23 protein-coding genes and 1 pseudogene are annotated in these 22917 nt (G+C 61.2%); 8 read left to right on the forward strand and 16 right to left on the reverse strand.

What is annotated here, in order from left to right; genetic code table 11:
- Positions 1-95 precede the first annotated feature (95 nt).
- The 6 genes and pseudogenes from NKH70_RS26925 (at position 96) to fghA (ending at position 6835) form a co-directional block, all read left to right on the forward strand.
- On the forward strand, positions 96-1133 hold the full coding sequence (locus tag NKH70_RS26925) for a GNAT family N-acetyltransferase (protein ID WP_352913595.1): 1038 nt from the start codon (positions 96-98) through the stop codon (positions 1131-1133).
- Between the two features lie 11 nt (positions 1134-1144).
- Positions 1145-2323, forward strand: coding sequence for an alanine racemase (locus NKH70_RS26930; RefSeq protein ID WP_352913597.1), 1179 nt, complete (start codon positions 1145-1147; stop codon positions 2321-2323).
- Positions 2324-2379: 56 nt separating this feature from the next.
- The gene (locus NKH70_RS26935; RefSeq protein WP_353026550.1) at positions 2380-3654 is read left to right on the forward strand and encodes an NAD(P)/FAD-dependent oxidoreductase; all 1275 of its coding nucleotides are present in this window, start codon (positions 2380-2382) and stop codon (positions 3652-3654) included.
- Positions 3651-5105, forward strand: a pseudogene (locus NKH70_RS26940) (aldehyde dehydrogenase family protein). Before NKH70_RS26935 ends, NKH70_RS26940 begins: the two are co-directional and overlap by 4 nt.
- 289 nt (positions 5106-5394) lie before the next feature.
- Positions 5395-5613 (forward strand): hypothetical protein, encoded by a 219-nt coding sequence (locus tag NKH70_RS26945; RefSeq protein WP_353026552.1) that lies wholly within the window; start codon positions 5395-5397, stop codon positions 5611-5613.
- A 370-nt stretch (positions 5614-5983) separates the two neighbouring features.
- Entirely contained in the window at positions 5984-6835 is an 852-nt protein-coding gene (gene fghA / locus NKH70_RS26950; RefSeq protein WP_353026553.1) for an S-formylglutathione hydrolase, read from the forward strand.
- Positions 6836-6856: 21 nt separating this feature from the next.
- Here fghA and pqqE read toward each other — a convergent pair whose 3' ends face one another.
- The 8 genes from pqqE to NKH70_RS26990 form a co-directional block, all read right to left on the reverse strand.
- Complete coding sequence (gene pqqE / locus NKH70_RS26955; RefSeq protein ID WP_353026555.1) at positions 6857-7978, reverse strand: pyrroloquinoline quinone biosynthesis protein PqqE; 1122 nt, start codon at positions 7976-7978, stop codon at positions 6857-6859.
- Positions 7975-8271, reverse strand: coding sequence for a pyrroloquinoline quinone biosynthesis peptide chaperone PqqD (pqqD, locus tag NKH70_RS26960; protein ID WP_352913610.1), 297 nt, complete (start codon positions 8269-8271; stop codon positions 7975-7977). The genes pqqE and pqqD overlap by 4 nt, the downstream gene beginning before the upstream one ends.
- Positions 8268-9026: a pyrroloquinoline-quinone synthase PqqC gene (pqqC, locus tag NKH70_RS26965; protein ID WP_352913613.1), complete on the reverse strand. Its 759-nt coding sequence runs from the start codon at positions 9024-9026 to the stop codon at positions 8268-8270. The genes pqqD and pqqC overlap by 4 nt, the downstream gene beginning before the upstream one ends.
- Positions 9023-9961: a pyrroloquinoline quinone biosynthesis protein PqqB gene (pqqB, locus tag NKH70_RS26970; protein WP_352913616.1), complete on the reverse strand. Its 939-nt coding sequence runs from the start codon at positions 9959-9961 to the stop codon at positions 9023-9025. Before pqqB ends, pqqC begins: the two co-directional genes overlap by 4 nt.
- Positions 9962-10369: 408 nt before the next feature.
- Complete coding sequence (locus NKH70_RS26975) at positions 10370-10927, reverse strand: PQQ-dependent catabolism-associated CXXCW motif protein (protein WP_353026578.1); 558 nt, start codon at positions 10925-10927, stop codon at positions 10370-10372.
- Positions 10928-10965: 38 nt separating this feature from the next.
- Positions 10966-11829: a substrate-binding domain-containing protein gene (locus NKH70_RS26980; RefSeq protein WP_353026558.1), complete on the reverse strand. Its 864-nt coding sequence runs from the start codon at positions 11827-11829 to the stop codon at positions 10966-10968.
- A gap of 1 nt (position 11830) precedes the next feature.
- Positions 11831-12355: a c-type cytochrome, methanol metabolism-related gene (locus tag NKH70_RS26985; RefSeq protein ID WP_352854905.1), complete on the reverse strand. Its 525-nt coding sequence runs from the start codon at positions 12353-12355 to the stop codon at positions 11831-11833.
- 155 nt (positions 12356-12510) lie between these two features.
- The gene (locus NKH70_RS26990) at positions 12511-14286 is read right to left on the reverse strand and encodes a methanol/ethanol family PQQ-dependent dehydrogenase (RefSeq protein WP_502908403.1); all 1776 of its coding nucleotides are present in this window, start codon (positions 14284-14286) and stop codon (positions 12511-12513) included.
- Positions 14287-15085: 799 nt separating this feature from the next.
- Between NKH70_RS26990 and NKH70_RS26995 the strand changes: the two genes are divergently transcribed.
- Positions 15086-15436, forward strand: coding sequence for a hypothetical protein (locus tag NKH70_RS26995; RefSeq protein ID WP_292655032.1), 351 nt, complete (start codon positions 15086-15088; stop codon positions 15434-15436).
- A 146-nt stretch (positions 15437-15582) separates the two neighbouring features.
- Here the strand turns inward: NKH70_RS26995 and NKH70_RS27000 are convergent, their stop codons facing one another.
- The gene (locus NKH70_RS27000) at positions 15583-15948 is read right to left on the reverse strand and encodes a hypothetical protein (protein WP_353026562.1); all 366 of its coding nucleotides are present in this window, start codon (positions 15946-15948) and stop codon (positions 15583-15585) included.
- 499 nt (positions 15949-16447) lie between these two features.
- Between NKH70_RS27000 and NKH70_RS27005 the strand changes: the two genes are divergently transcribed.
- Entirely contained in the window at positions 16448-16828 is a 381-nt protein-coding gene (locus NKH70_RS27005; protein WP_352516570.1) for a c-type cytochrome, read from the forward strand.
- 63 nt (positions 16829-16891) lie between these two features.
- Here the strand turns inward: NKH70_RS27005 and gph are convergent, their stop codons facing one another.
- From gph to fba, 7 genes are all read right to left on the reverse strand, one after another.
- Positions 16892-17593, reverse strand: a complete 702-nt coding sequence (gene gph / locus NKH70_RS27010; RefSeq protein WP_353017022.1) for a phosphoglycolate phosphatase — start codon at positions 17591-17593, stop codon at positions 16892-16894.
- Complete coding sequence (locus NKH70_RS27015) at positions 17590-18147, reverse strand: thioredoxin family protein (RefSeq protein WP_353017025.1); 558 nt, start codon at positions 18145-18147, stop codon at positions 17590-17592. Before NKH70_RS27015 ends, gph begins: the two co-directional genes overlap by 4 nt.
- 23 nt (positions 18148-18170) lie before the next feature.
- The gene (gene rpe / locus NKH70_RS27020; protein ID WP_352978119.1) at positions 18171-18857 is read right to left on the reverse strand and encodes a ribulose-phosphate 3-epimerase; all 687 of its coding nucleotides are present in this window, start codon (positions 18855-18857) and stop codon (positions 18171-18173) included.
- 62 nt (positions 18858-18919) lie between these two features.
- Positions 18920-19858 carry a CbbX protein gene (gene cbbX / locus NKH70_RS27025; protein ID WP_353026566.1) on the reverse strand — a complete coding sequence of 313 codons (939 nt, stop codon included), beginning with the start codon at positions 19856-19858 and terminating at the stop codon, positions 18920-18922.
- Between the two features lie 8 nt (positions 19859-19866).
- On the reverse strand, positions 19867-20301 hold the full coding sequence (locus NKH70_RS27030; protein WP_023678835.1) for a ribulose bisphosphate carboxylase small subunit: 435 nt from the start codon (positions 20299-20301) through the stop codon (positions 19867-19869).
- Between the two features lie 18 nt (positions 20302-20319).
- Positions 20320-21813, reverse strand: a complete 1494-nt coding sequence (locus NKH70_RS27035) for a ribulose-bisphosphate carboxylase large subunit (RefSeq protein ID WP_376705236.1) — start codon at positions 21811-21813, stop codon at positions 20320-20322.
- 21 nt (positions 21814-21834) lie between these two features.
- Positions 21835-22914, reverse strand: coding sequence for a class II fructose-bisphosphate aldolase (gene fba / locus NKH70_RS27040; RefSeq protein ID WP_352507750.1), 1080 nt, complete (start codon positions 22912-22914; stop codon positions 21835-21837).
- Between the last annotated feature and the right edge of the window lie 3 nt (positions 22915-22917).

The following is a 22917-nucleotide window of genomic DNA, read 5'->3' on the forward strand; positions in this document are numbered from 1 at the left end:
TTGCGGCTATGCCATTGCAGAGGCTGAGATCACATCCATTGGGGATGGTGCGGGCGTAACGCCGATCGCGGGCAACCACGAGGCGGCGATTCAATGTGTCAGGTATTCCTCGCCTGATTTGCGCGATTTGGCATGCCGAGGAACTGCTTAAAACGAATAATCCCGCTGATTTGAAGGGGCAAAACAGCAGCGAAATCTGTCCGCCGGGCGCGACTCTAAGATCCGACTTCAATCCGACTCCGGATCAACTGACAGCGTTGCATCTTATGGCCTTTGAGCATGACAGAGATATCGTCAGCGCCCCGACCGAGCTGATGAAATTGGAAACCCGCCATTTGCCGGGCGCGCTGAAGCTGTCGCAGGAGATGGCCTGGCCCTACCGCCAGGAGGATTGGGAATTTGCCGTGATGGTCGGCAATGGCCTGGTCCTCGAGCGGGCAGGACAGGTGATTGGCACCGCCATGTCGTGGAATTACGGACAGTCCTATGCCACGGTCGGGATGATCATAGTTACTGGCTCCGCGCAAGGCGGTGGCAACGGCGCCCGGCTCTTTGATGGATTGCTTGAGGCGGCACACGGTCGCAACGTGCTGCTCAACTCAACCGAAGAGGGGCTGGCGCTCTACAAGCGACGCGGCTTCACTGCCTGGGGCACGGTGCTTCAGCACCAGGGCTCGCTGGCTGTCGCCGTGACGCGGAGTACCCGCGACGACATCCGTCAAGCGACGGCCTCCGACCTCGCGGCGATCCAGGCCTTCGACGAACGGGCCACGGGCATGCCGCGGCTGGCGATGATGGCTGCGCTCGCCGATGTGGGCAACGCATTGGTCATTGAGCGCAGGGGACGGATTGCAGGCTACGCTATCGCGAGGAGGTTCGGCCGCGGCTATGTCGTCGGCCCTTGTGCAGCCGAGAGCGACCAAGACGCGCGGCTTCTGATCCTGGCCCAGCTTTCGAAGCTTCACAATCAATTCGTTCGCATCGACGTCTATGCCGAGGATGGATTGGGCGACTGGCTTGAGAACCTTGGTCTTCAGCAGTCCGGCAGTGCGACCGCCATGGTCAAAGGCCAACGACCCGTCTCCGAGCGGCCAGCCCATATGTATGCGTTGGCAAACCAATCGTTCACTTAGGAAACGAATTTATGAACAAGAGGGCGGCAAACCTGGCGGTGAGCGGGACGGCTCGGACGATCGACGCCTTGGTCACTCCGGCGCTGCTTCTCGACCGTGGGCGGCTCGAGCGCAACATCCAGGGTCTGGCCGAGCGCGCCAGGAAGCTTGGCGTGGTGCTGCGCCCGCATATGAAGACGGCCAAAAGCATTGACGTCGCCCGATGCGCGTTCCATCCAGAACCCGGTCCGATCACGGTTTCGACCATCGCCGAGGCGGAGTATTTTGCGGGCCATGGCTTTCGAGACATGACCTATGCGGTCGGCATCTCGCCGGCTTCGGCCATGCGTGCCATGGAGTTTTGTCGCCGTACCGGTGTCGATCTGAAGCTGTTGCTCGATTCGGTCGGGCAGGCCGATGCCCTGGCCGGCGTGCGCGAAGCAATCGGCGTGACGCCGTCCGTCTTCATCGAACTGGACTGCGATGACCATCGCGGTGGATTGAAGCCAGACGATCCCAAGCTACTCGAGGTGGCCAACAGGGTCGGCGAAGCGGGCGCTAATCTCGTCGGCGTCCTCGCCCATGCGGGCGAGTCCTATACCTTGAGCACGCCCGAGGCGCTGATCAAAGCAGCCGAGAACGAGCGTTCGGCCAGCTTGCGCGCGGCCGAAACTTTGCGCGCACACGGCCATGCCTGCCCGATCATCAGCCTCGGTTCGACGCCGACTGCACACTTCGCCGAGAGTCTAGAAGGCATTACGGAGTTGCGCGCCGGCGTCTACATGTTTTTCGACCTCGTCCAGCACGGGGTCGGGGTCTGTGCCATCGACGATATCGCGGTTTCCGTGTTGGCCACCGTGATCGGCGCCAAGCCGGAAAAGGGATGGGTGCTGGTCGACGCCGGGTGGATGGCGCTTTCGCGCGACCGGGGAACCGCAAACCAGCAGATCGACCAGGGTTACGGCGTGGTCTGCGACGAAAAGGGGCGGGTGCTTGAAGATGTGATCGTGGCCCAGGCCAGCCAGGAACACGGTATCCTCGCCGTTCGTGCCGGTTCTGGAAAGTCCATGCCCGAGCTGCCGCTCGGGTCTCGGGTCCGGATTCTGCCCAACCATGCGTGTGCAATGGCCGCCCAGCATGATTTCTACAGCGTCGTCAACGGGGACAGCCCCAAGATTGAAGCGCGCTGGGAGCGGATGCGCGGCTGGTAGGCGCGCAACTACGCTCGGATGTCGCCCCACTCAAATCAACACTGGTGGTCAAGAAAATGAAGTTTACCTCTTACTGGCTGGATACATCTCAGCCGTTCAATGAAGGGTCGTCCAAACCGCTCGAAGGCCACTACGACGTGGCGATTGTGGGCGGCGGCCTGACCGGCTCCTCCGCCGCGCTGGCCCTTGCCAAAAAGGGCGCCCGGGTTGCCCTGTTGGAGGCCGAAACGATCGGCAACGCCGCGTCCGGCCGCAATGGCGGGATGTGCAACAACGGCTTTGCCCAGAACTATGCAATCATGGCTGGCAAGCACGGCAAGCCGGCCGCAAATGCGCTCTACAAGGCTTTCGACGCCGGCGTCGATATGGTCGAGCGGTTGGTGCAGGAAGAGAAGATCGACTGCAGCTTCTCCCGCGTCGGCAAGCTCAAGCTTGCCGCCAAGCCCGAACACTACGACATGCTGGCGCGCAGCCAGGAACTGCTGGCGGCCAATGTCGATCCCGAAACCAGGATGATCGCGCGCGAGGACCTGCGAACCGAAGTCGGCACCAACCGCTACCATGGCGGGCTGCTCTTTCCCAAGAGCGCGGGCATGCATGTCGGCCGGTTCGTCCGGGGCCTCGCGACCGCCGCTGCCCGGCGTGGCGCAGAGGTCCATGAACGCTCGCCCGTCATGGCGATGCGCAAGGTTTCAGGCGGGCATGAGGTAACGACGCCAAAGGGCAAGATCGTCGCGCGGCAGGTCCTGTTGGCAAGCGGCATTTCCCAGGTTGGCCCGCTCGGCTGGATCCGCCGGCGCATGATCCCAGTCGGCGCATTTCTGATCGTGACCGAGCCGCTGTCGCCTGACCACCTTAGGCGTCTCATGCCGACCGGGCGCATGGTCGTCGACACGCGCAATCTCGTTGTCTACTGGCGGCTCACGCCGGACAATCGCCTTTTGTTCGGCGGGAGGGCGCGCTTTGCCGTGTCCAACCCTCAATCCGACGAAAAAAGCGGCCGGATACTCAAGGCGGCGATGGTCGAGGTCTTTCCGGAACTGGCCGGCACCCGCATCGACTACTGCTGGGGCGGCATGGTCGATATGACCCGCGATCGCCTGCCGCGCGCCGGAGAGCGCGATGGCATCTATTACTCGATGGGCTATAGCGGACACGGGACCCAGATGTCGACGTTGATGGGCACCATCATGGCCGACGTCATGGACGGGCACCCCGAGATCAATCCCTGGAAGGATTTCGACTGGCCAGCGATCCCGGGTTATTTCGGGCGCCCCTGGTTCCTGCCGATTCTCGGCGCCTATTACCGCATGAAGGACCTTGTAGGGTGATGACGCCCCTCGAACACCTGTCCCGCAACGGCCACCTGGACAAGTTTTTCATCGACGGTCAATGGGTTGAGCCGAGCGGCACCGCGACGGGCGTCGTCGTCAATCCCGCCACAGAAGAGGTTGTGAGCCAGTTTCCGCTTGGAAATGGCGAGGACGTGGACGCGGCCGTTGCAGCGGCTCGCAGGGCATTCGCCACCTGGAGTCGGACCACGCCAGAAGACCGCGCGGGTCTGCTCGATCGCCTGCAAGCGCTGCTCGAGGCGCGCGGCGAACTGCTGGCTCAATGCCTGAGCCTCGAAATGGGCGCGGCGATCGGCTATGCGCGCAGCGCGCAGGTGCCGCTGGCGATCACGCATGTTAAGGTCGCTCGCGGTGTGCTGACAGACTTTCGCTTCGTCAAGCAACGGGGGCAAACCGCCGTCACCCACGAACCGATCGGTGTCTGCGCCTTGATCACTCCGTGGAACTAGCCACTTTACCAGATCACCGCCAAGGTTGCGCCGGCGCTGGCTGCAGGCTGCACGGTCGTGCTGAAGCCAAGCGAGCTTTCTCCCTTGGACGCCCTTCTGTTCGCCGAAGCTATCGAGGAAGCCGGCTTCCCGGCCGGGGTGTTCAACCTCGTGCAAGGTGATGGTCCATGCGTAGGTGCTGGTCTCGCCTCCCATCCGGATGTGGATATGATCTCCATTACCGGGTCCACCCGCGCGGGCATTGCTGTGGCCCGGGCGGCAGCGACCACGGTCAAGCGTGTCGCGCAGGAGCTCGGCGGCAAGTCGCCGAACGTGATCCTGCCGGACGCAGATCTCGATCGCGCCGTTTCTCTGGGCATAGCCGCCGCCTTCCGCAATCTCGGTCAGTCATGCAGCGCCCCGACGCGCATGATCGCGCCACGCGCGCTGCTCTCCGAGATCGAGGAAATCGCCAGAAGGGCCGCAGCCCAGATCATCATTGGTGATCCTCTTTCGGAAGCCACAACTCATGGTGCAATCGCGAACCGTGCCCAATTCGACCGCATCCAAACCATGATCGGCGTCGGCATTTCTGAGGGCGCCAGGCTCCTCACCGGAGGACCGGGCCGTGCGCACGATCTGAACGTCGGGTTCTATGTGAAGCCGACCATCTTTTCCGACGTGCGCACGAGCATGCGCATCGCCCAGGAAGAGGTCTTCGGGCCAGTTCTCTGCATCATCCCCTACGACACAATCGAGGAGGCCGTTACCATCGCCAACGACACGGTCTACGGTTTGGGGGCCCATGTGCAGGGCGAGGATGTGGACGCCGTCAGGGACGTGGCCTCGCGGATTCGCTCCGGTCAGGTGCATCTCAACTACCCGGCCTGGGATCCGCACGCCCCGTTTGGCGGTTTCAAGCAGTCCGGAAACGGACGCGAATACGGGATCGAGGGCATGTTGGAGTATCTCGAGGTCAAATCCATCCTCGGCTATTTCTAGGCGACATCTTCGCCCAGCGCAGGGGGCGCGCCCGTCGGCCGAGCCGAGCTCCTGGACCGGGCTCGCGTACGAATCTGGCAATTTGCCATGGCTCCGCAGCGTGCGGGCAATCTGCCGAGAAACCGGTCGAGGCCCGGTAGCCAGGCGTGGTCGATCTAGAATGCCGTCGAAATTAGAAATGTCTGGCCGTAACGGTCCAGTCGATCAAGTCTGTACGGTTTCGTACATCGAATTGAACACAACCGTGGATAGATTACCATCGCCCTGGGCCGCGTACGGGGAGGGTTGGATGAGTAAGGTGCAGAGGGTCAGTCCGGTAGTAGAGCAAGCAATCGCCGCAGTCCTCAATAGGGAGGATCGTGGTGACACCATCTCGATCACAGCGACATTAAAGGCAGCACGGCAAGCCGCCCCTTATCTGGTCGCATCCGACGAAGAGCTAACCGAGGCGATCGTCGAGGCAGCAACTGCCCTTGGCCTGTCCGTGGCTTTCGACAGCCGGGAATAGCCGCCGGCTCACCAGTTCTTGCTCGCTACCCTGGCGCGCTTACTGCGAGCCCACGCGATGACGCGTGCGTGCTCGTCCGCCATAGCCGCGCCGAAGCGGCAAGGCATCGCCGATGCCCTGCGCAGTGATTGCGTCCTTGTTATAGCCAGCATCGCCAACGAGCGCCCACACTGCTTGCGAAAGACGTTGGGCAACGCTGCGCCAGCGAATGGCCTCTCGCGCCTTGCTGCGCCAAAACGGTCGGCCAAGGCAGGCCATCCCCGGCTCCGATCAAGAGCCCTGCGCGCCAGCCGGCCCACCAAGGTTGCAGCGATCACCCTCGACGTCGTAGAGCCTACGGTCGGCGGTTAAAATTGGCGGAGAAGAATATATGCCAGAGCACCCGAAACTCGTCTCGACTGCCAAGTCGCATGGCGGCGCCCAGCATGTTTACTCTCATCTCTCGACGAGCTGCTCGTGCGAAATGACGTTTGCCATTTTCGTGCCTCCGCAGGCACGGGAAAGGCGTTGCCCCGTGGTGTGGTACCTCTCCGGACTCACCTGCACCCATGCGAATGTAATGGAAAAAGGCGAATACAGACGTATTGCCGCCGAACTTGGCTTGATCGTCGTCTGTCCCGACACCAGCCCGCGTGGTGCCGACATTCCGGATGAAAAGGACAATTGGCAGTTCGGCAGCGGCGCCGGTTTCTACCTCGACGCGACGCAAGAGCCGTATGCCAGGAACTATCGCATGTATTCCTATATCGTCGAGGAGCTGCCAGCCGTGATCGGGCGCGAATTTCCCGCCGATATGGCGCGCCAGTCGATCTTCGGCCATTCGATGGGCGGGCATGGCGCGCTGACGATCGCACTGAAAAATCCCGCTCGTTTCAGGAGTTGCTCGGCCTTTGCGCCGATCGTGCAGCCAAGCACAGCCGGCTGGTCGAAGCCGGCTTTCGAAAAATATCTCGGCCTGGATGAGGTCTCGTGGCGGCGCTACGATGCCACATCGCTCATCGAGGATGGACACCGTTTCCCGGAATTCCTGGTCGATCAGGGAACGTCAGACGGTTTCCTCCAGGAGGGCCTCAGGCCTTGGCTGCTCGAAGACGCCTGCTCCAAGGCAGGCATTCCGTTGAAATTGCGGATGCAGGACGAATACGATCACTCCTATTTTTTCATTTCGACGTTCATGCATGACCATATGACGTGGCATGCCGACCGGCTTTCACGAGCCTAGGCCGTAGGAATAGGTCGGCAGTCAGGCGGGCTCGGTGACGACGCCGATACGCCGGTAGACGAATGGTTCGTCCCTCAAAGGGACCGTCGCAGCGCGCTGGGCTTCGTCGACCAGCATTGCCATGCGCGCATGGATCGGCGATTTCGCGCAAGCCGGGTCCGTCGCGGCGGCATCGCCGGCGATTGCCATCGCCTGGCAGCGGCAGCCGCCCCAGTCGATCTCGCGCCGCTCACAGTTGCGGCAGGGCTCCTGCATCCAGTCCGTGCCTCGAAAGGCATTAAATGCAGGGGACTCGGTCCAGATCGCGGCCAGGCTGCGTGGTCCAAAACGCTCGAAGCTGAGCGACGGGATGGTCTGGGCGGCATGGCATGGCAGTACGGTGCCGTCCGGCGTCACCATGAAGGCGTCGCGCGCCCAGCCGCCCATGCACGGCTTGGGATAGATGGCGAAATAATCCGGCGTGACGAAATCGATGTTCATGATGCCGGTGAGCCGTTCGCGCGCCGCCGCGACGATCTCCGCCTGCCGGTCGACGTCAGCACGCTCGGGCATCAGTTGATCGCGATTGGTCAGCGCCCAGCCGGCGTACTGCACGTTGGCGATCTCGAGACGCTCCGCACCCAGCGAAAGGGCCAGATCGATGAATTCCGGTACCTCCTCGATATTGTGGCGATGGATCGGCGCGTTGATGGTAAGCGGCAAGCCGGCCGCGCGAGCGCGCCGTGCCGTTTCCAGCTTCTTTTCGTGGCTGCCCCTGTGATTGCCGATGCGCTCGGTGGTCGCCGGTCGTGCGCCTTGAAAGCTCAGTTGCAGATGGTCGAGCCCGGCTTCGGCAAATGCCTCGATGCGGCCATCAGCAATGCCGACGCCGGCGGTGATCAGGTTGGTGTAGACGCCGCGGGCCGAAAGCCCGGCGATCAATTGCTCGAGATCGCGACGCAGCGTCGGTTCACCGCCGGACAGATGCACCTGGAGAACGCCAAGATCGGCCGCCTGCGAGAACAGGTCGAGCCAGCTCTGCGTGTCGAGTTCGCGATTGGCCTTCAGCAATTCGAGCGGATTGGAGCAATAGGGGCATTGCAGCGGGCAGCGATGCGTCAGTTCCGCCAGCATGCCGATCGGGGGGAGAGGGGGCTCGCTCATAGCTTCACCAGCAGCTTGTCCGACCATTCCTGCAGGAAGGCGATGACATCGGCCGCCACAGCCTCCTGTTCGGCGTCATAATCTGCGGCAAGGCCGGCAATGATGTGGCCGACCGTGGACCGCCCATCGCAGCGGCGCAATATGTCGAGGCTGATATCGTTTGGCCAGAACACCTTTTCGGGCGAAAGCACGGCGAACGCCTGGCGCACGGGGTCGTACTGTATGCGCACGTGCTTCGGCAGCGATGGAACCGACTGCGGCGACACCATGGCTCTTTCGCGCAGTGCTATCATTGGGCTGCCTCCGGACGGAAGGCGCCGGGCGGGATATTGCCCGGCTCGCCATAGGCGTGTTGAAGCGCGTCGAGCATGGCCCAGAGTATATCGCATTTGAACACCAGTGCATCGATCGCCTGCTGCTGGCGTTCCGCCGTGTCGGCATGTTCGAGCACATAGGCAAGCGCGAAGTCGGCGTCGCGCGATGCCTGTTCGGGCCGTCGGCTGAAGTAGGCCAGCGTGTCCTCGGTGATATAATCGTATCTGGCCAGCATCGCCGGTACCCGCTCGCCGATGATGAGCGGCGAGAACATCTCGGTCAGCGACGACGCGACCGCCTCCAGCAGGGTCCGGTTCGTGCAAAAGGAGAGGTAAGCGCCAACTGCGAAACGTGTCGCCGGCAGGGCCAGCCTCTCGCTCTTCACCGCGCCGGCATCGAGACCGAGCGAGGTCGCCAGGTGCAACCAGCGCGCAATACCGCCGCTCCAGCCGTCCTCGCCGTCATGATCCTCGATGCGTTTGCGCCAGGCGGCGCGAAACGCCGGATCCTCGGCATGTGCGAGGATCATAGCGTCCTTGCGTGGAATGACGGCCTGATAGCAATAGCGGTTCAGCGCCCAGGCCTGCATCTCGGTCTTCGACAGCGCACCGCTGGTCATCCTGTGATGGAAAGGATGGCGGTTGTGATAGCGCTCGGCACCGACCTGCCGCAGCACGGCTTCGAGCTCTCTGGAGGACAGGCCGTTGCTGGCTGCGTCGTGGAAATCACTCAAAGTTGCATCTCCATCCCGTCGCGGGCCACTTCCCAGCCAGCCGCTTTGACTGCAGCATGCTCGGCAGAATTCTCGTCCAGAACAGGATTGGTGTTGTTGATGTGGACGAAGACACGGCGGCCGATCCTCACATCGGCCAAGCCGGCGATCGACCCCGCGTCTCCCGACATTGCCAGATGCCCCATACGCGCACCGGTCTTTTGGCCGACGCGGGCAGCAATCATCTCGTCGTCGGTGAAGACCGTGCCGTCGAACAGAAGGCATGCGGCATCGGCTAGACGCGTGCACAGGGTCGCATCGATGCGGGCGCAGCCGGGGATGTAGAAGACGGAGCCGCGACTGCCGGCACCGGCGATTCGAACGCCGATCGTGTCGCCGGCATCGGAGCTGAAATTGGCATCCGGCTGGCCTCTTTCTTCGAGATAGAGGGCTATCTTCCCGGGGACGGGAAAGCTCTCGACAGCCACGCCTGTGTCGTGGCCGTCTGCATCGCAGATCGACAGTTCTTGCGCCGGCGGCAAGATGCGTCGCGGCACGAGCGCCGGATCGAGGACATTGAAAATCGAATTCGCCTCCAGCGTCGCCAGAACCTGTGTCGTTGCATAGATAGCGAAAGGCTGCCGCTCACGCAGGCTGAGCAGGCCGGCGACATGATCGACATCGGCATTGGTCAGCACCACCGCGCGAATAGGTGTCGAGCGCAGCGGCGCATCGTGCGCGGGTTGCAATTCAGGCGTTGCCGCGATCTGCTGGCGAATGTCGGGCGAGGCGTTGAACAGAACCCAGCCGAGTCCATCCGCCGATACGGCGACACTCGATTGGGTTCGTGAATGCACGCCAGCTACCCCGGCGCGAGCCCCGCGGCTCAGACGATAATTGCAGTTCCATTGCGGGAAGCCGCCGCCAGCGGCCGATCCGATGATTTTTAAGCGCATGAAAACGCCCGCCCCGCGGCTTCTCTGACCAGCAGCCAATTTGCGGCCGCAAGAAACGCCCCGCTCGCTTTGCGTGCTTCAAACTCTTTCACGAAAATCCCATGCGGCAAGGGGATGCGTGCCCCTGTTGCCAGGGACACGCACCTCTGCGGCCTACTTCTTGGGAGTAATTTCAGCAGGCAGATACCGCGAAATTTCGAAGCCCGCAGCAACCTGACACATGGTCGGTTTTGTCCAGCTCTTCTTCATAGCATTTCTCCTCTTCTACCAGCCCGAAGGGGCCGATGCTGTCGTTAGTCAACCATTGCAGGGCACCGAAGCAATGGCTCGTCCATCACGTTTCAAAATGGACAAATGAATGAATAGGTTTTCAAAAGTCGAAAAAAGATCGAAAGTAGCTCTGGTCCTTCAATTGTTCATCGCGTAGGGTTTTTGCTCCTCCAGCGGAAGAATTGCACCTTCCCACCCATCCGCGCCGTGCGGATACCAGATCACTGAACTGTAGCCCCACTCGACTGCCCGTTTCGCGGCATTCCACGACATCCAGCAATTCGTCATGCAATAAAACAGAATCGCGCGCGATTTGTCGGTACCGGCCGCGGCCGCGTGGCCTTGGCGAAAGTAGTTGGCGGTCTCCTCCGAAATAGCGCCGTATCCCACGTTGGCCAGCCATATGCTGCCTGGAATGTCCTTTCTGACCTTGTCTCTCCATATCGTTCCTGCCGGCAGATTGGTCGGCCTCGGCGTGTCCGGCATCACGTCGAAAAAGACTGCCTTTTTCCCTCGCCACAGCGCTTCCGCCTCCTCCGTGGTCACCACTGTCGCGCCCTGCAGCGTGTCCGGCACGGGTGCCCGGTATTCGTCCAGCCGGTAGCCGGCGGGCTCGTCAACCCCGCCTGCCCATGCCGGCTCCGCAATGCCCAGGAGGCCCACCGTGAGCAGCAAAACCACTTCCATTCCTTTCATCGCCTGCCACAATCTGGCCTCCGCCGGGCCCGTCCCAACTATTGCGTGATCGGATTGTCATGTTCGTCGATCAGCGGCACGTTGTAACCCAGCAGGATCTTGATGATCTCCGCCTGGTTCTCCCTGATCGCCCGGTTGAGCGTCCGCTTCCATTCCTGATCGGACGGACGTACGCCCATGGTGATGCGGTAAGACATGCGCGAGCCGGCTTTTTTCTTCAGCAGCGGAACGATCGTGACGTCGGCTCCGAGTTCCCTGGCATAGTAGCCCGCCATCGGGCCCCACAGGACCGCCGCGTCGATCTTGCCGGCGAGCATGTCCTTGATCATGACCTCCCCCATGGAAGGGGTGACGCGCGTATCCACCGCCAGCGGGTAGATCTTGGCGGTCCGCAGAAGCTTGTTGGCGGCCATGTTGGCGGTTGGCGGCGTGCTTTCGACGACGCCGATTCTCTTGCCGGAAAGTTTCGGATCTTCGATCGTCTCGACGCCTTCCATCCCGTTGCCTTTCGGGTATACGAGCACATAGGCGGAGCGATAGTAGGCATTGGTGTTCTGCACCAGTTCATCACCTTGGGCGTAGCCCATGATGATGTCGCATCGGTTGGCCCCAAGCGTGTTGCGCACAAAGCCGGTGACAGTGGGAAACCACGTGTAAGCGACTGATTTCCGCCCCGTCTTCTTGGCAACCAGTTCAGCCAGCTTGTTTTCGAAGCCTTGGCCGTTCTTGTCGGTAAAGGGCATGTTCGAGGGATCTGCGCAGACGCGCAGAATGTCGGGATCGACCAGTTCGCCCGCAGCGCCAAGCCCGGCATTTTGTGCCAGAACATTCGACGGCAGCAAGGCGAGCGCGCCGAGGATCGGCAGAACGACGCGCAGCTTCGATGCAGTGCAGCCGGTCATATCATCCACCCATGCAGGATGCTTCGGCATCCTTGGCTGCCTGAGCCTTGTTTTCGTGCTTGGGCGGCCTGCCGCGGGGTGCCGCGCCATCGGCGCGCGCGCGCAGATAGACGTAGAGATCGTCCAGGTAACAATAGACGTTCTTGTTGTCGCCAAAGGCAGGCATGACATTTTCCTTGCCGCCGCCGACATTCTTGCGGCCCTCGGCGACGATCGACAGGAACGTGGCGTAATCCATGTTCTTCAGGCTATTAGCCAGGGCAGGCGCATAGCTCGAACCTGTGGCGTCCTGTCCGTGACAGACATGGCAATCTGAGTGATACCGGCGATACCCGCTGAAGGTGTACCAATCGACGGTACCGTTTTCGATCTTGTAGGTCGGATTTCCGTCCGCATCTAAATATTTGCCTCCTTCTTGCTTCACCGCCTTGGCTTTTTCCATGCTGTCTTCGGCCCGTGCCAGACTTGAGCTGGCCAGAGGCAGCAGGACCAGGGCGAGAGCGGAAACTGCAATGCGAACGATCATTCAGACTCTTCCTTCATTTGCCAGAAACCCTGGCTGCCGTCGTGCAGCGGCATTGATCGGTGTTGGGTGGGCGGCGCAATCGAGAGCCCGGTTCCCGGCTTCGGGTGACCCGGGCTCTCGTTTTTCGAACCTAGTCGTAAGGCTCTTCCCGGCTATCAGTCCGGGAGGCCGAACACGGTGAGCTGGCCGCCCAGCGTCGTATAGTCGGCAAGTGCAGCGTAACCGCCGACAGCACCCAGACCGGCGGTTCCAACGACTGCGGTCTGGTCGCCCTGCGCACGGCCCTGATCAACGGCACCATGCCAGGCAGCGGCGTTATCGGGCGAAAGCAGCCCACCTGCCAGACCGATACCGGCCCATCCACCGACGCCGGACAGAACGGCGACGTACTGCTTGCCGTCATGTTCATAGGTCGTGATGTTGCCGATGATGCCGGACGGGGTCTTGAACTTGTACAGTTCCTTGCCGTCCTTATCGACCGCCTTGATGTAACCTTCGAGGGTACCGTAGAAGACGACGTCGCCATCGGTCGCCAACGCCCCCGACCACACCGAGAACTGCTCGGGCTTCGACCAGACGATCTCACCCTTGGCTGCATCCCAGGCAATGAAGTTGCCCATGTTACCGTCACCGCCAGGCGCCGCATACATCGACACGGTAGCGCCCACATAGGGCTGACCGGCGGTGTAGCTCACTTTGTAAGGCTCATAGTCCATGCAGACATGGTTGGTCGGCACGTAGAACAACCCGGTCTTCGGCGAGTAGGCGGCCGGCTGCTGGTCCTTGGTTCCAAGCGCGGCCGGGCAGATTCCGGTCGAGTTGGTGTCTTCGCCGTTCTGCTGGGTCGAATACTTGGCGACGACCTGTGGGCGGCCATACTGGTCGCTCTTGGGATCCATGTTGACTTCCGTCGCCCAGTTCACTGCCGGATCGTATTTTTTGGCGACGAGAAGTTCGCCGGTGGCTCGATCCATTGTGTAGGCAAAGCCGTTGCGGTCGAAATGCACCAGCACGTCGTGCTTGGCGCCGTTGACCTCCATGCCATCGACGAGAATCATCTCGTTGATGCCGTCATAGTCCCACTCGTCATGCGGGGTCATTTGGTAGAGCCATTTGGCAACACCGGTATCCGCATCGCGAGCCATGATTGTCATGGACCAGCGATTGTCGCCTGGGCGCTGGACCGGGTTCCACGTCGAGGGATTGCCGGTGCCGTAGTAGACGAGGTTCAGCTTGGGATCATAGGAATACCATCCCCATGTCGTGCCGCCGCCCGTCTTCCACTGTTCGCCTTCCCAGGTGTTCGTGCCGGAATCCTTTCCGACAGGCTTGCCGAGATGGGTCGTCTTCTCGGGATCGAGAAGGGTGTCTGCATCAGGACCTTCCGAATAGGCTTTCCAGGCGAGCTTGCCGTCTTTCAGATTGTAGGCGGCTAGCCAGCCGCGAACACCGAATTCAGCACCGGAGACGCCCACGAGCACCTTGTCCTTGATGACTACGGGTGCCGACGTGCCGGATTCGCCCTTCCCGCCGTCGGTCTGGTCGCCGTTTTTGACGGACCACACCACCTTGCCGGTCTTGGCATCGAGCGCGACGACGGTGGTGTCGGCCTGGTTGAGAATGATCTTGCCGTCACCATAGGCAACACCGCGATTGACCGTGTCGCAGCACATGATTGGAATGACGTTCGTGTCCTGCTTGGGCTCGTATTTCCACAGGATCTTCCCGTCGTTCTTGAGGTCGAGAGCAAAGACGTTGTTTGGGAAAGGCGTGTGGACATACATCACGTCGCCGATGATCAGCGGCCCGCCTTCGTGACCGCGCAGCACGCCGGTGGAAAAGCTCCATTTGACCTGCAGGTTCTTCACATTATCCGCAGTGATCTGGTTGAGTTTGGAATAGCGGGTGTTGGCGTAGTCACCCGTCTGCATCGCCCAGTTCTTCGCATCCGATGCGAGCTTTGCAAGGTCTTCATTGGCCGAAGCCGTATAGGCAGCGCCGAGCGATAAAAACGCCGCGGTCGTCAGAATGTAGGTAGTTTTCGCAAGTACACGCATCCAAAATCCTCCCGGGTTCACAGTGAAGAATCGACCGTCAAGCCCCACAAGGGGCTTGCCCAAGCAATTCATGTTGGGAAGTTATTTTCCGGCAGCTGTCACGACCTACCCCGAAGCGGAGGGCACCGTTACCGCCCGCCCCCCTTGGTCTTCGAAAGACTGCCGCCGCTCCCTGATGACGGTGGCGCTCTTGAAGCCGGAAACAGGAAAAAGCTATGTCATCGCAAAAGGCCAGGCAAGCAAAAACCTACAATGCATCGTTGCGCTGCAATATCGACTATGGTGCGGTGCAATATTCAGAAACAATTAAAAGAAGCGTCTTGTGAAAAACTATTAAGCAGATGAGCGTCCAGCCGCGACATATATAGCAACCATATTGTTCTCGTATTCCCGAGGTGATACACGTTTGACTTTATTTCGATATATTCTAGGAGGCACCTCGGAGTAAGTATGCGTGCATCTCGCTGGCTACCGATAGTGCGCGAAGCATGAAATGAACGCGTGAAGGGGGGTGCACAGCGGGTCATGAAGTCGGCTCCTGTCGGCCGATAGGGCATTCCTCCTTTGGTCCTATACGCAGGCCATGGGAGCTTGACTGGCTTTGCGGCACGTCGCCAATTGGCGCGATGATCCCGTCTGGATGCATGGTGTCCAGGCCAACTGGAGGTTCCTCATGATAAGGTCTGTTGGATCTCTCACCTTGCCGCTGGCCTTTGCGGCGCTGGCCTTTGCGAACTCGGCCAACGCCGCGGGAGACTACCCGACGGCAACGATTGCCGACTACGTCCTCGGCTGCATGCAAACAAATGGCCAGACACGTCAGGCGCTTGAAAGCTGTTCCTGCTCGATCGATGTTATCGCCTCGATTGTTCCTTATGATCACTATGAGAGGGCGGAGACCTTCAAAAGCATGTCGTTGACGACAGGGGAGGCGGCAGGGTTGTTTCGCGAAAGCGCGCCAGCGAAGGCGGCGCGCACGGAACTGAAACGCGCGCAGGCGGAAGCTGACATACGTTGCTTTTAGTCAGGCGGAACAGGCACGTGTGGCCGTGCGCCTCACAGTCCCGCTGTTTCCATCGGCAATGGCCGCGAAATACCTTGCCATCCGTGATACCTTGCCATCCGTGTCTGTCGCCTCCACACGGATTTCGCCTTTGCCATCCGCCGTGATCAATTCATCCACGCCCTGGAAAGCAAAGACGTTGTCGGCGACTTTCCTGATCTTGAATTCAAGGCCGCCGGTACCGCGGCGCTGACCGCGGTGCAGGCGAAGCCGTTCACAAGCTTGCGTCGTACCCTGTCGATCGGCATGTCTCCTCCGATATGCATTCCGAACGGCAAGGCGATCAGGCCACACCCGGAAATTTTTGCTGGAACGACCGCAAAAGGTCGCTCATCACCTGTGGATTGCGATGTTGCCGCGGCAATCTTACGTCGAACATGCGAACCAGGAATGCCGATCAAATCGCTCGTTCCCTGCTCGGAAAGGCACATTTCCAGCGCACGACCTTGAGCCTCGGATGTTCCTGAGACCATTTTGCGATCTCGGCGGGCGCCAGGAACATGCATTGGAACAGAGAGCCGTGGCTCTCGAAATAGAGATGTTCATCTCGGCAATTGCCCGGATTGGCGCTAAGGCACACCGTTAATATGAGATCGACCATGTCCGTTTGGCACTTATCGTCGCCTGAGCGGCGAACTCTCCAGAGTTCGTGCTTTGGAGTTGCAGCGGATTCCTGAAGGTGCCCAAACAGCGAACCGGTTGGAGTGAGGCTACGCGTTCGGCCAATAGGCGTCAATAATGTGAACCGCGTGTCGCTACGCACTTCCCCTTCGCGCAGTCGGGAAACGAAACAGGACCTTTGTACGATTGACTTCCTTCATCGGCAGTCTAGCTTTTCGAGGCGTGCAGGTGCTGCCAGTCCGGGGAGGAAGGACGAACGTTTGCTCTCCCGCGTAAAAGCGGATGCCGGCGGTCAAGGCATCGACACGCGTAAATTGTCCGGGGCACTCACACGATCAATGAGGAAATGCCATGCGCGCAGTCGCATTTTTCGCCGCCGTGTCCGTCGCAACCTTTGTCACTACCCAGTCTCAGGCACAGGATGCCGCGGCGGGTGAGAAGGTCTTCGCAAAATGCAAGGTCTGCCACGTGGCAGACAAGGACCAGAACAAGATCGGTCCGTCCTTGAACGGCGTCATCGGCCGAACGGCCGGGACGCATCCGGGGTTCAGCTATTCCAAGGCCATGACCGAGGCCGGCAAGTCCGGCGTCAAATGGGATGAGGCCACGTTGACCACCTACCTTCACGATCCGAAAGCGATGGTCAAAGGAACGAAGATGGCGTTTGTCGGCCTCAAGAAAGACGAGGACATCGCCAATGTCATTGCCTACCTGAAGCAATTCTCCAAATAACGCTGTACCGCCGGCCATTTTGACTGCGGACGGCCGGCGTTGGCCTGGGTCTTGCGCTTGGGGTCACGCAGCGTCTTGCAGCCTCTGCATCGCGGACGGCAGATCGAACAGGCTGTCGCAAACGAGGTCGGCGCCAAGCTCTTCAACGGGAATTTGGCTGTATCCGCCACGCAGCAGAATGACTGCCATGCCGGCGGCGCGGGCGGCGGCCACGTCGGCGCCGCTGTCTCCGACCATCAGCGTGTCACGAGGTTCGACCTGAAGCTGGTCGAGCGCCAGCAACAGCGCGTCTGGCGCCGGTTTCAAGTATGTCACCGCGTCTCCGCCGACGATCGCGCCGAGATATTCCGTCAGCCGAAAATGCAGCAGGATTTCGCGAGCCGCCAACTGCGGCTTGTTGGTCACCACGCCCATGGCTATTCCGCTCAAATGCAAGTGCGTGAGAACTTCCCTGACGCCAGGCATCAGCCTCGTGCGGCCGGTCAGATGCCTGCGATAGATCGGCGCCATGACGCGGTTGGCCTCATCGAGCGCGCGGCCGAGGAGCGGCGTGCCGGAAGCCGCGAAGGCTCGTTCGACCAGTTTCCTGATGCCGCCGCCGATCATGGACTTGACCTGATCCAGACGCAGCGGCGGCAGATCGCGGCCGGCCAGCAATTCGTTGACGGCGGCCGTTATATCAGGCGCCGAATCGACCAGCGTGCCGTCGAGATCGAACAGGATCGCCTTGGGCGACCCAAACGGCCTGCCTGCGCCGACGTTCATGCAGCATCCTTCCACTTGATCGAACAGCCGATCGAGGCGATCTGGTCGAGTGGTCCGTCGCCGGTTCGGGCAACCTGCTTCATCGCCTCGAACAGGTCGCGCCTCAGCCTGGGCGATTCGGCGTCGCGTCGCGACGCGTCCAGCCGGCCGCGATATTGCAGCGTCAACTCGCTGTTGAGCCCGAAGAAATCCGGGGTGCAAACGGCTCCGTAGGCACGCGCCACCGTCTGGCGCTCGTCGTGGAGATAGGGGAAAGTGAAGGCGTTCGTGCTGGCGAAGAGCTTCATATTGTCGAAGGAATCATCCGGATAGGCCCCGGCATCGTTTGAGTTGATCGCGACAAAGCCGATGCCTTCGGCCTTGAGATCGTTGGCGTCGCGCACCATGCGTGAAATCACCGCCTTCACATAGGGGCAGTGGTTGCAGATGAAGGCCACCACCAACCCGTTCGGGCCGGCGTGGCTTAAGATCGAATGCGATGTGCCGTCGACGCCGGGCAAAACGGCGTCGATGGCTCGCCAGCCGAAATCGCAGACAGGTGGAATTGCCGCCATATTTGCCCTCCGATGAAACGGTTTTATGCAGCTTTCCGAATCGCCCCGTCGGCCGCCTGCCTGATGGCGCCGATATTGGCGCAATAGGCAGCCTCGGTGCCGCCCTTAAAGATGGCCGAGCCGGCGACCAGCACATTGGCGCCGGCCGCGGTGACCAGCGGAGCGGTTTCGGGCGTGACGCCGCCGTCGATCTCGATGTCGATCGGACGATGGCCGACCAACGCCTTGACACGCCTGACTTTGTCGACGACTGCCGCAATGAAGGCCTGGCCGCCGAAGCCCGGATTGACCGTCATCAGAAGCACCAGATCGAGCCGGTCGAGCACATATTCGATGACGCTTTCCGGCGTTGACGGGTTCAGCGACACGCCGGCCTTCTTGCCGAGATTCCTGATTGCCTGCAGCGAACGGTCGAGATGCGGTCCGGCCTCGGCATGCACTGTAATGATGTCGCAGCCGGCGTCGGCGAAGGCGCCGAGATAGGCGTCGGCCGGCGCGATCATCAGGTGGCAGTCGAAGACCTTGTCCGTTCGATTACGGATCGCCTTGACCACCGGCGGACCGAAGGTGATGTTGGGCACGAAATGGCCATCCATCACATCGAGATGGATCCAATCGGCACCCGCCCGGACGACCGCTTCGACCTCGTCGCCGAGCCGCGAGAAGTCCGCGGAAAGCACCGAGGGCGCGATGATTGTCTTGGTATCCATGGTCGTAGGCTCCCATTCTGTCGTCCGTTTCCGGTCGCTGCACACCAACCGGCGTCGTCTCGTCAGCGCGCCTTCGTCTCCGGTTCGCCTTCGAGCTTACCTTCGGCGAATACGCGGCTGCCGCGAATATCGGATTCCTCGATGGTGATAAGGTCGGCTTTCGTCAACGCCCGGTCGCGCGATGCGAAAAGCCGGCTGGCCTGGCGAAGCCGCGCCCGGTCGAGGCCATTGCGGACCGAACGGGCGTTCGAGAAATGCGGCAGTCGCATGCGGATCGGGAGATACTCTTCGAGCGCCTTGGCCGCCGCTTCGCTGAGACGGTAATTCTGTTCCGCCAGCATGATCTCGGCGATCAATTTGAGTTCGCTGACGCCGTAGTCGGGAAAATCGAGGTGATGGGCGATGCGCGAGCGCATGCCGGGATTGCTGTCGAAGAAGCGGTCCATCTTGTCCTTGTAGCCGGCAAGAATCACAACCAGATCGTCACGGTTGTTTTCCATGCATTGCAGCAGGATTTCGATCGATTCCTGGCCGTAGTCGCGTTCGTTCTCGGGCTTGTAGAGATAGTAGGCCTCGTCGATGAAAAGCACCCCGCCCATGGCGCGCTTGATCACGTCGCGGGTTTTGGGCGCGGTGTGGCCCACATATTGGCCGACGAGATCGTCGCGCGTCACCGCGACCATGTGCCCTTCGCGGACATAACCGAGACGATGCAGGATTTCGGCCATTCTGAGCGCCACGGTAGTCTTTCCGGTACCGGGATTTCCCGTAAAGTTCATGTGCAGCGTCGGCGCGCCCGAGGTCAGGCCGAACTTGCGGCGAAGCCGGTCGACCAGGAGCAGCGCGGCGATCTCGCGGATGCGGTTCTTGACAGGTTTCAGGCCAACGAGTTCGCGGTCGAGCTTTTCCATCACCTCGTCGATGTTGGATGCCTCGAACTCGGCCTGCAGATCCACCGATTCGCCCTGCGCGGCAGCGCCCTTTGCTATCGCGTCCAGCATGGTTTCGCCTAGCTCCGCTCGCCTTCGGGCCTGTCGGTCGCATAAGGCACGATCGAATAGCCCTGGCTGCGCCCGTCACGCTCCTGGCGCAGCAGCCGGAACCCGGGTTCATTGGGCGGCCGGTTGACGATGAATGACATGCGCGGCGCTTCCCAGCCCTTGGTCGAATCGAAGGCGGTGACCCGGACATACATGTTCGGCATGGCTTTCCGGCAATTGTTGACTTCAAGCAGGATGCCCGCCGGGTCCCTCAGGTCGAACATCGGGTTGCCGTACATTTCCCAATAGGTGTTTCGCGGATGCGGATCGTCGGTGTATTCGACGCTGACCGCCCAGTGGTTTTTCAGCGCGTATTTGATCTGCGCCGAAATCTGCTCATCGGTCAGCTCGGGCAGGAACGAAAACTGTCCCTGCGTGACCTTGTTTCCGGGATTGGTCATCATGGCGACGGTTCCTTTCGTCTAGAAGCTCGGCGTTGCGGTTGGCACAAAGTCGGCCGTGTCGGTCGATTCGTAGTTGAAGGTGACGTCCTTCCACGTCTCCAGGGCCGCCTTGAGCGGCGTGCACCATCTGGCCGCCTGTTCGAGGATTTTGGTCCCTTCGCGCAGATAGTCGCGGCCCTCGTTGCGGGCGAGGATCATCGCCTCCAACGCGACGCGATTGGCCGTCGCGCCGGCCTGGATGCCGTCCGGATGGCCGATCGTGCCGCCGCCGAACTGCAGGATAACGTCCTCGCCGAGATAATGGATCAACTGGTGCATCTGGCCGGCATGGATGCCGCCCGAGGCGACGGGCATCACCTTGTTGAGCGAGGCCCAGTCCTGATCGAAGAACAGCCCGGTTTCGAGGTTCTGCGGCGTGCGCTCCTCGCGCAGCGTGTCATAAAACCCCTTGATCATAAGCGGGTCGCCTTCCAGCTTGCCGACCACCGTGCCGGCATGGATGTGATCGACGCCGGCCATCCGCATCCATTTGCAGATGACGCGAAAATTCATGCCGTGGTTCTTCTGGCGCGAATAGGTCGAGTTGCCGGCCCGGTGCAGGTGCAGGATCATGTCATTGCGGCGTGCCCACTTGGCCATCGACTGGATCGCCGTATAGCCAATGACGAGGTCGATCATGACGATGCAGGAGCCAAGCTGTTTTGCAAATTCGGCGCGCTCGTACATCTCCTCCATCGTGCCGGCGGTGACGTTGAGATAATGGCCCTTGACTTCGCCGGTGGCGGCCGACGCCTTGTTCACAGCCTCCATGCAGTAGAGGAAACGGTCGCGCCAATGCATGAAGGGCTGCGAGTTGATGTTCTCGTCGTCCTTGACGAAGTCGAGGCCACCCTTCAGCGCCTCGTAGACGACGCGGCCGTAGTTGCGGCCTGACAGGCCAAGCTTCGGCTTCGTCGTCGCGCCGAGCAGCGGCCGGCCGAACTTGTCGAGCCGCTCGCGTTCCACCACGATGCCGGTCGCCGGGCCCTGGAAGGTTTTGAGGTAAGCCACCGGGATGCGCATGTCCTCGAGCCGCAAGGCCTTGACGGCCTTGAAGCCGAACACGTTGCCGATGATCGATGCAGTCAGGTTGGCGATGGAGCCGGGCTCGAACAGGTCGAGGTCGTAGGCAATATAGGCGAAGTACTGCTGCTCGATCCTGGTGCCTGGACCTGTGTTCGGCACCGGCTCGGATTTGAACGCCTTGGCGCGGTAGAGCTCGCAGGCGGTCAGCCTGTCGGTCCACACCACGGTCCATGTCGCGGTAGAGGATTCACCGGCGATGGCGGCGGCCGCCTCCTCGTGGTCGACGCCGGGCTGCGGCGTGATCCGAAACATAGCGATCAGGTCGGTCTCCTTTGGCCGGTAGTCCGGCTCCCAGTAGCCCATCTTCTTGTAGGGGATGACGCCCGACCGGTAGCGTTCCTTGCCTTCCTTGAGCGTGCCTGCTGACGGCATGTCGATCTTGTTCATGGCAGGTCTCCTGTTTGCCGCTCAGGCGGCTTTCGCGGTTGCGATATGGGGGTCTAGCTTTCCTGCGGCGTAACGTTTCGCCATCTCATCCATCGCGATCACCCTGATCTTCGACGCATGGCCTGCGGTGCCGAAGCGTTCGAAGCGATCGCGGCAAAGGTCGCGCAGGGCGTCCATGGCGGGTTTCAGGAATTTACGCGGATCGAATTCGCGCGGGTCCTCCGTCGCGACGCGGCGGAACTGTCCGGCCATGGCCATTCTGCAATCGGTGTCGATGTTGACCTTGCGCACGCCGTATCGGATGCCGCGCTCGATCTCCTCGACCGGGACGCCAAAGGTCTGGGGCATCTCGCCGCCATAGTTGTTGATGATGTCCTGCAGTTCCTGCGGCACGGAGGAAGAGCCGTGCATGACCAGATGCGTGTTGGGCAGTTTTTCGTGGATCGCCTCGATCACCTGCATGGCCAGGATGCCGCCGTCGGGCTTGCGGCTGAATTTGTAGGCGCCGTGTGAGGTACCGCAGGCGATCGCCAGCGCGTCGACCCGGGTGGCGGTCACGAAGTCGACCGCCTGATCGGGATCGGTCAAAAGCTGGTCGTGGGAAAGCGCACCTTCGGCGCCGTGCCCGTCCTCGGCCTCGCCCTGGCCGGTTTCGAGCGAGCCGAGCACGCCGAGCTCGCCTTCGACCGAAGCGCCTACCCAGTGCGCCATGCGTGCGACACGTTCGGTGATGGCGACGTTGTAATCGTAGCTCGCCGGCGTCTTGGCATCCGCCATCAGCGACCCGTCCATCATCACCGAGGTGAAGCCGTGGCGGATCGCCGACAGGCAGGTGGCTTCGTTGTTGCCGTGATCCTGATGGATGCATAACGGAATGGCCGGATGGATTTCGGTCAAAGCCTCCATCATCTTGGCCAGCATGATGTCGTTGGCATAGGAACGGGCGCCGCGCGAGGCCTGGATGATGACCGGCGCATCGCAGGCCCTGGCGGCCTCCATGATGGCGAGGCCCTGCTCCATGTTGTTGATGTTGAATGCCGGCACCCCGTAGCCGTGCTCGGCGGCATGGTCGAGAAGCTGGCGAAGGGTGATGCGGGCCATGGT

Origin of the sequence: Mesorhizobium sp. M0991, assembly GCF_040318915.1 — a bacterium.
Lineage (GTDB): Bacteria > Pseudomonadota > Alphaproteobacteria > Rhizobiales > Rhizobiaceae > Mesorhizobium.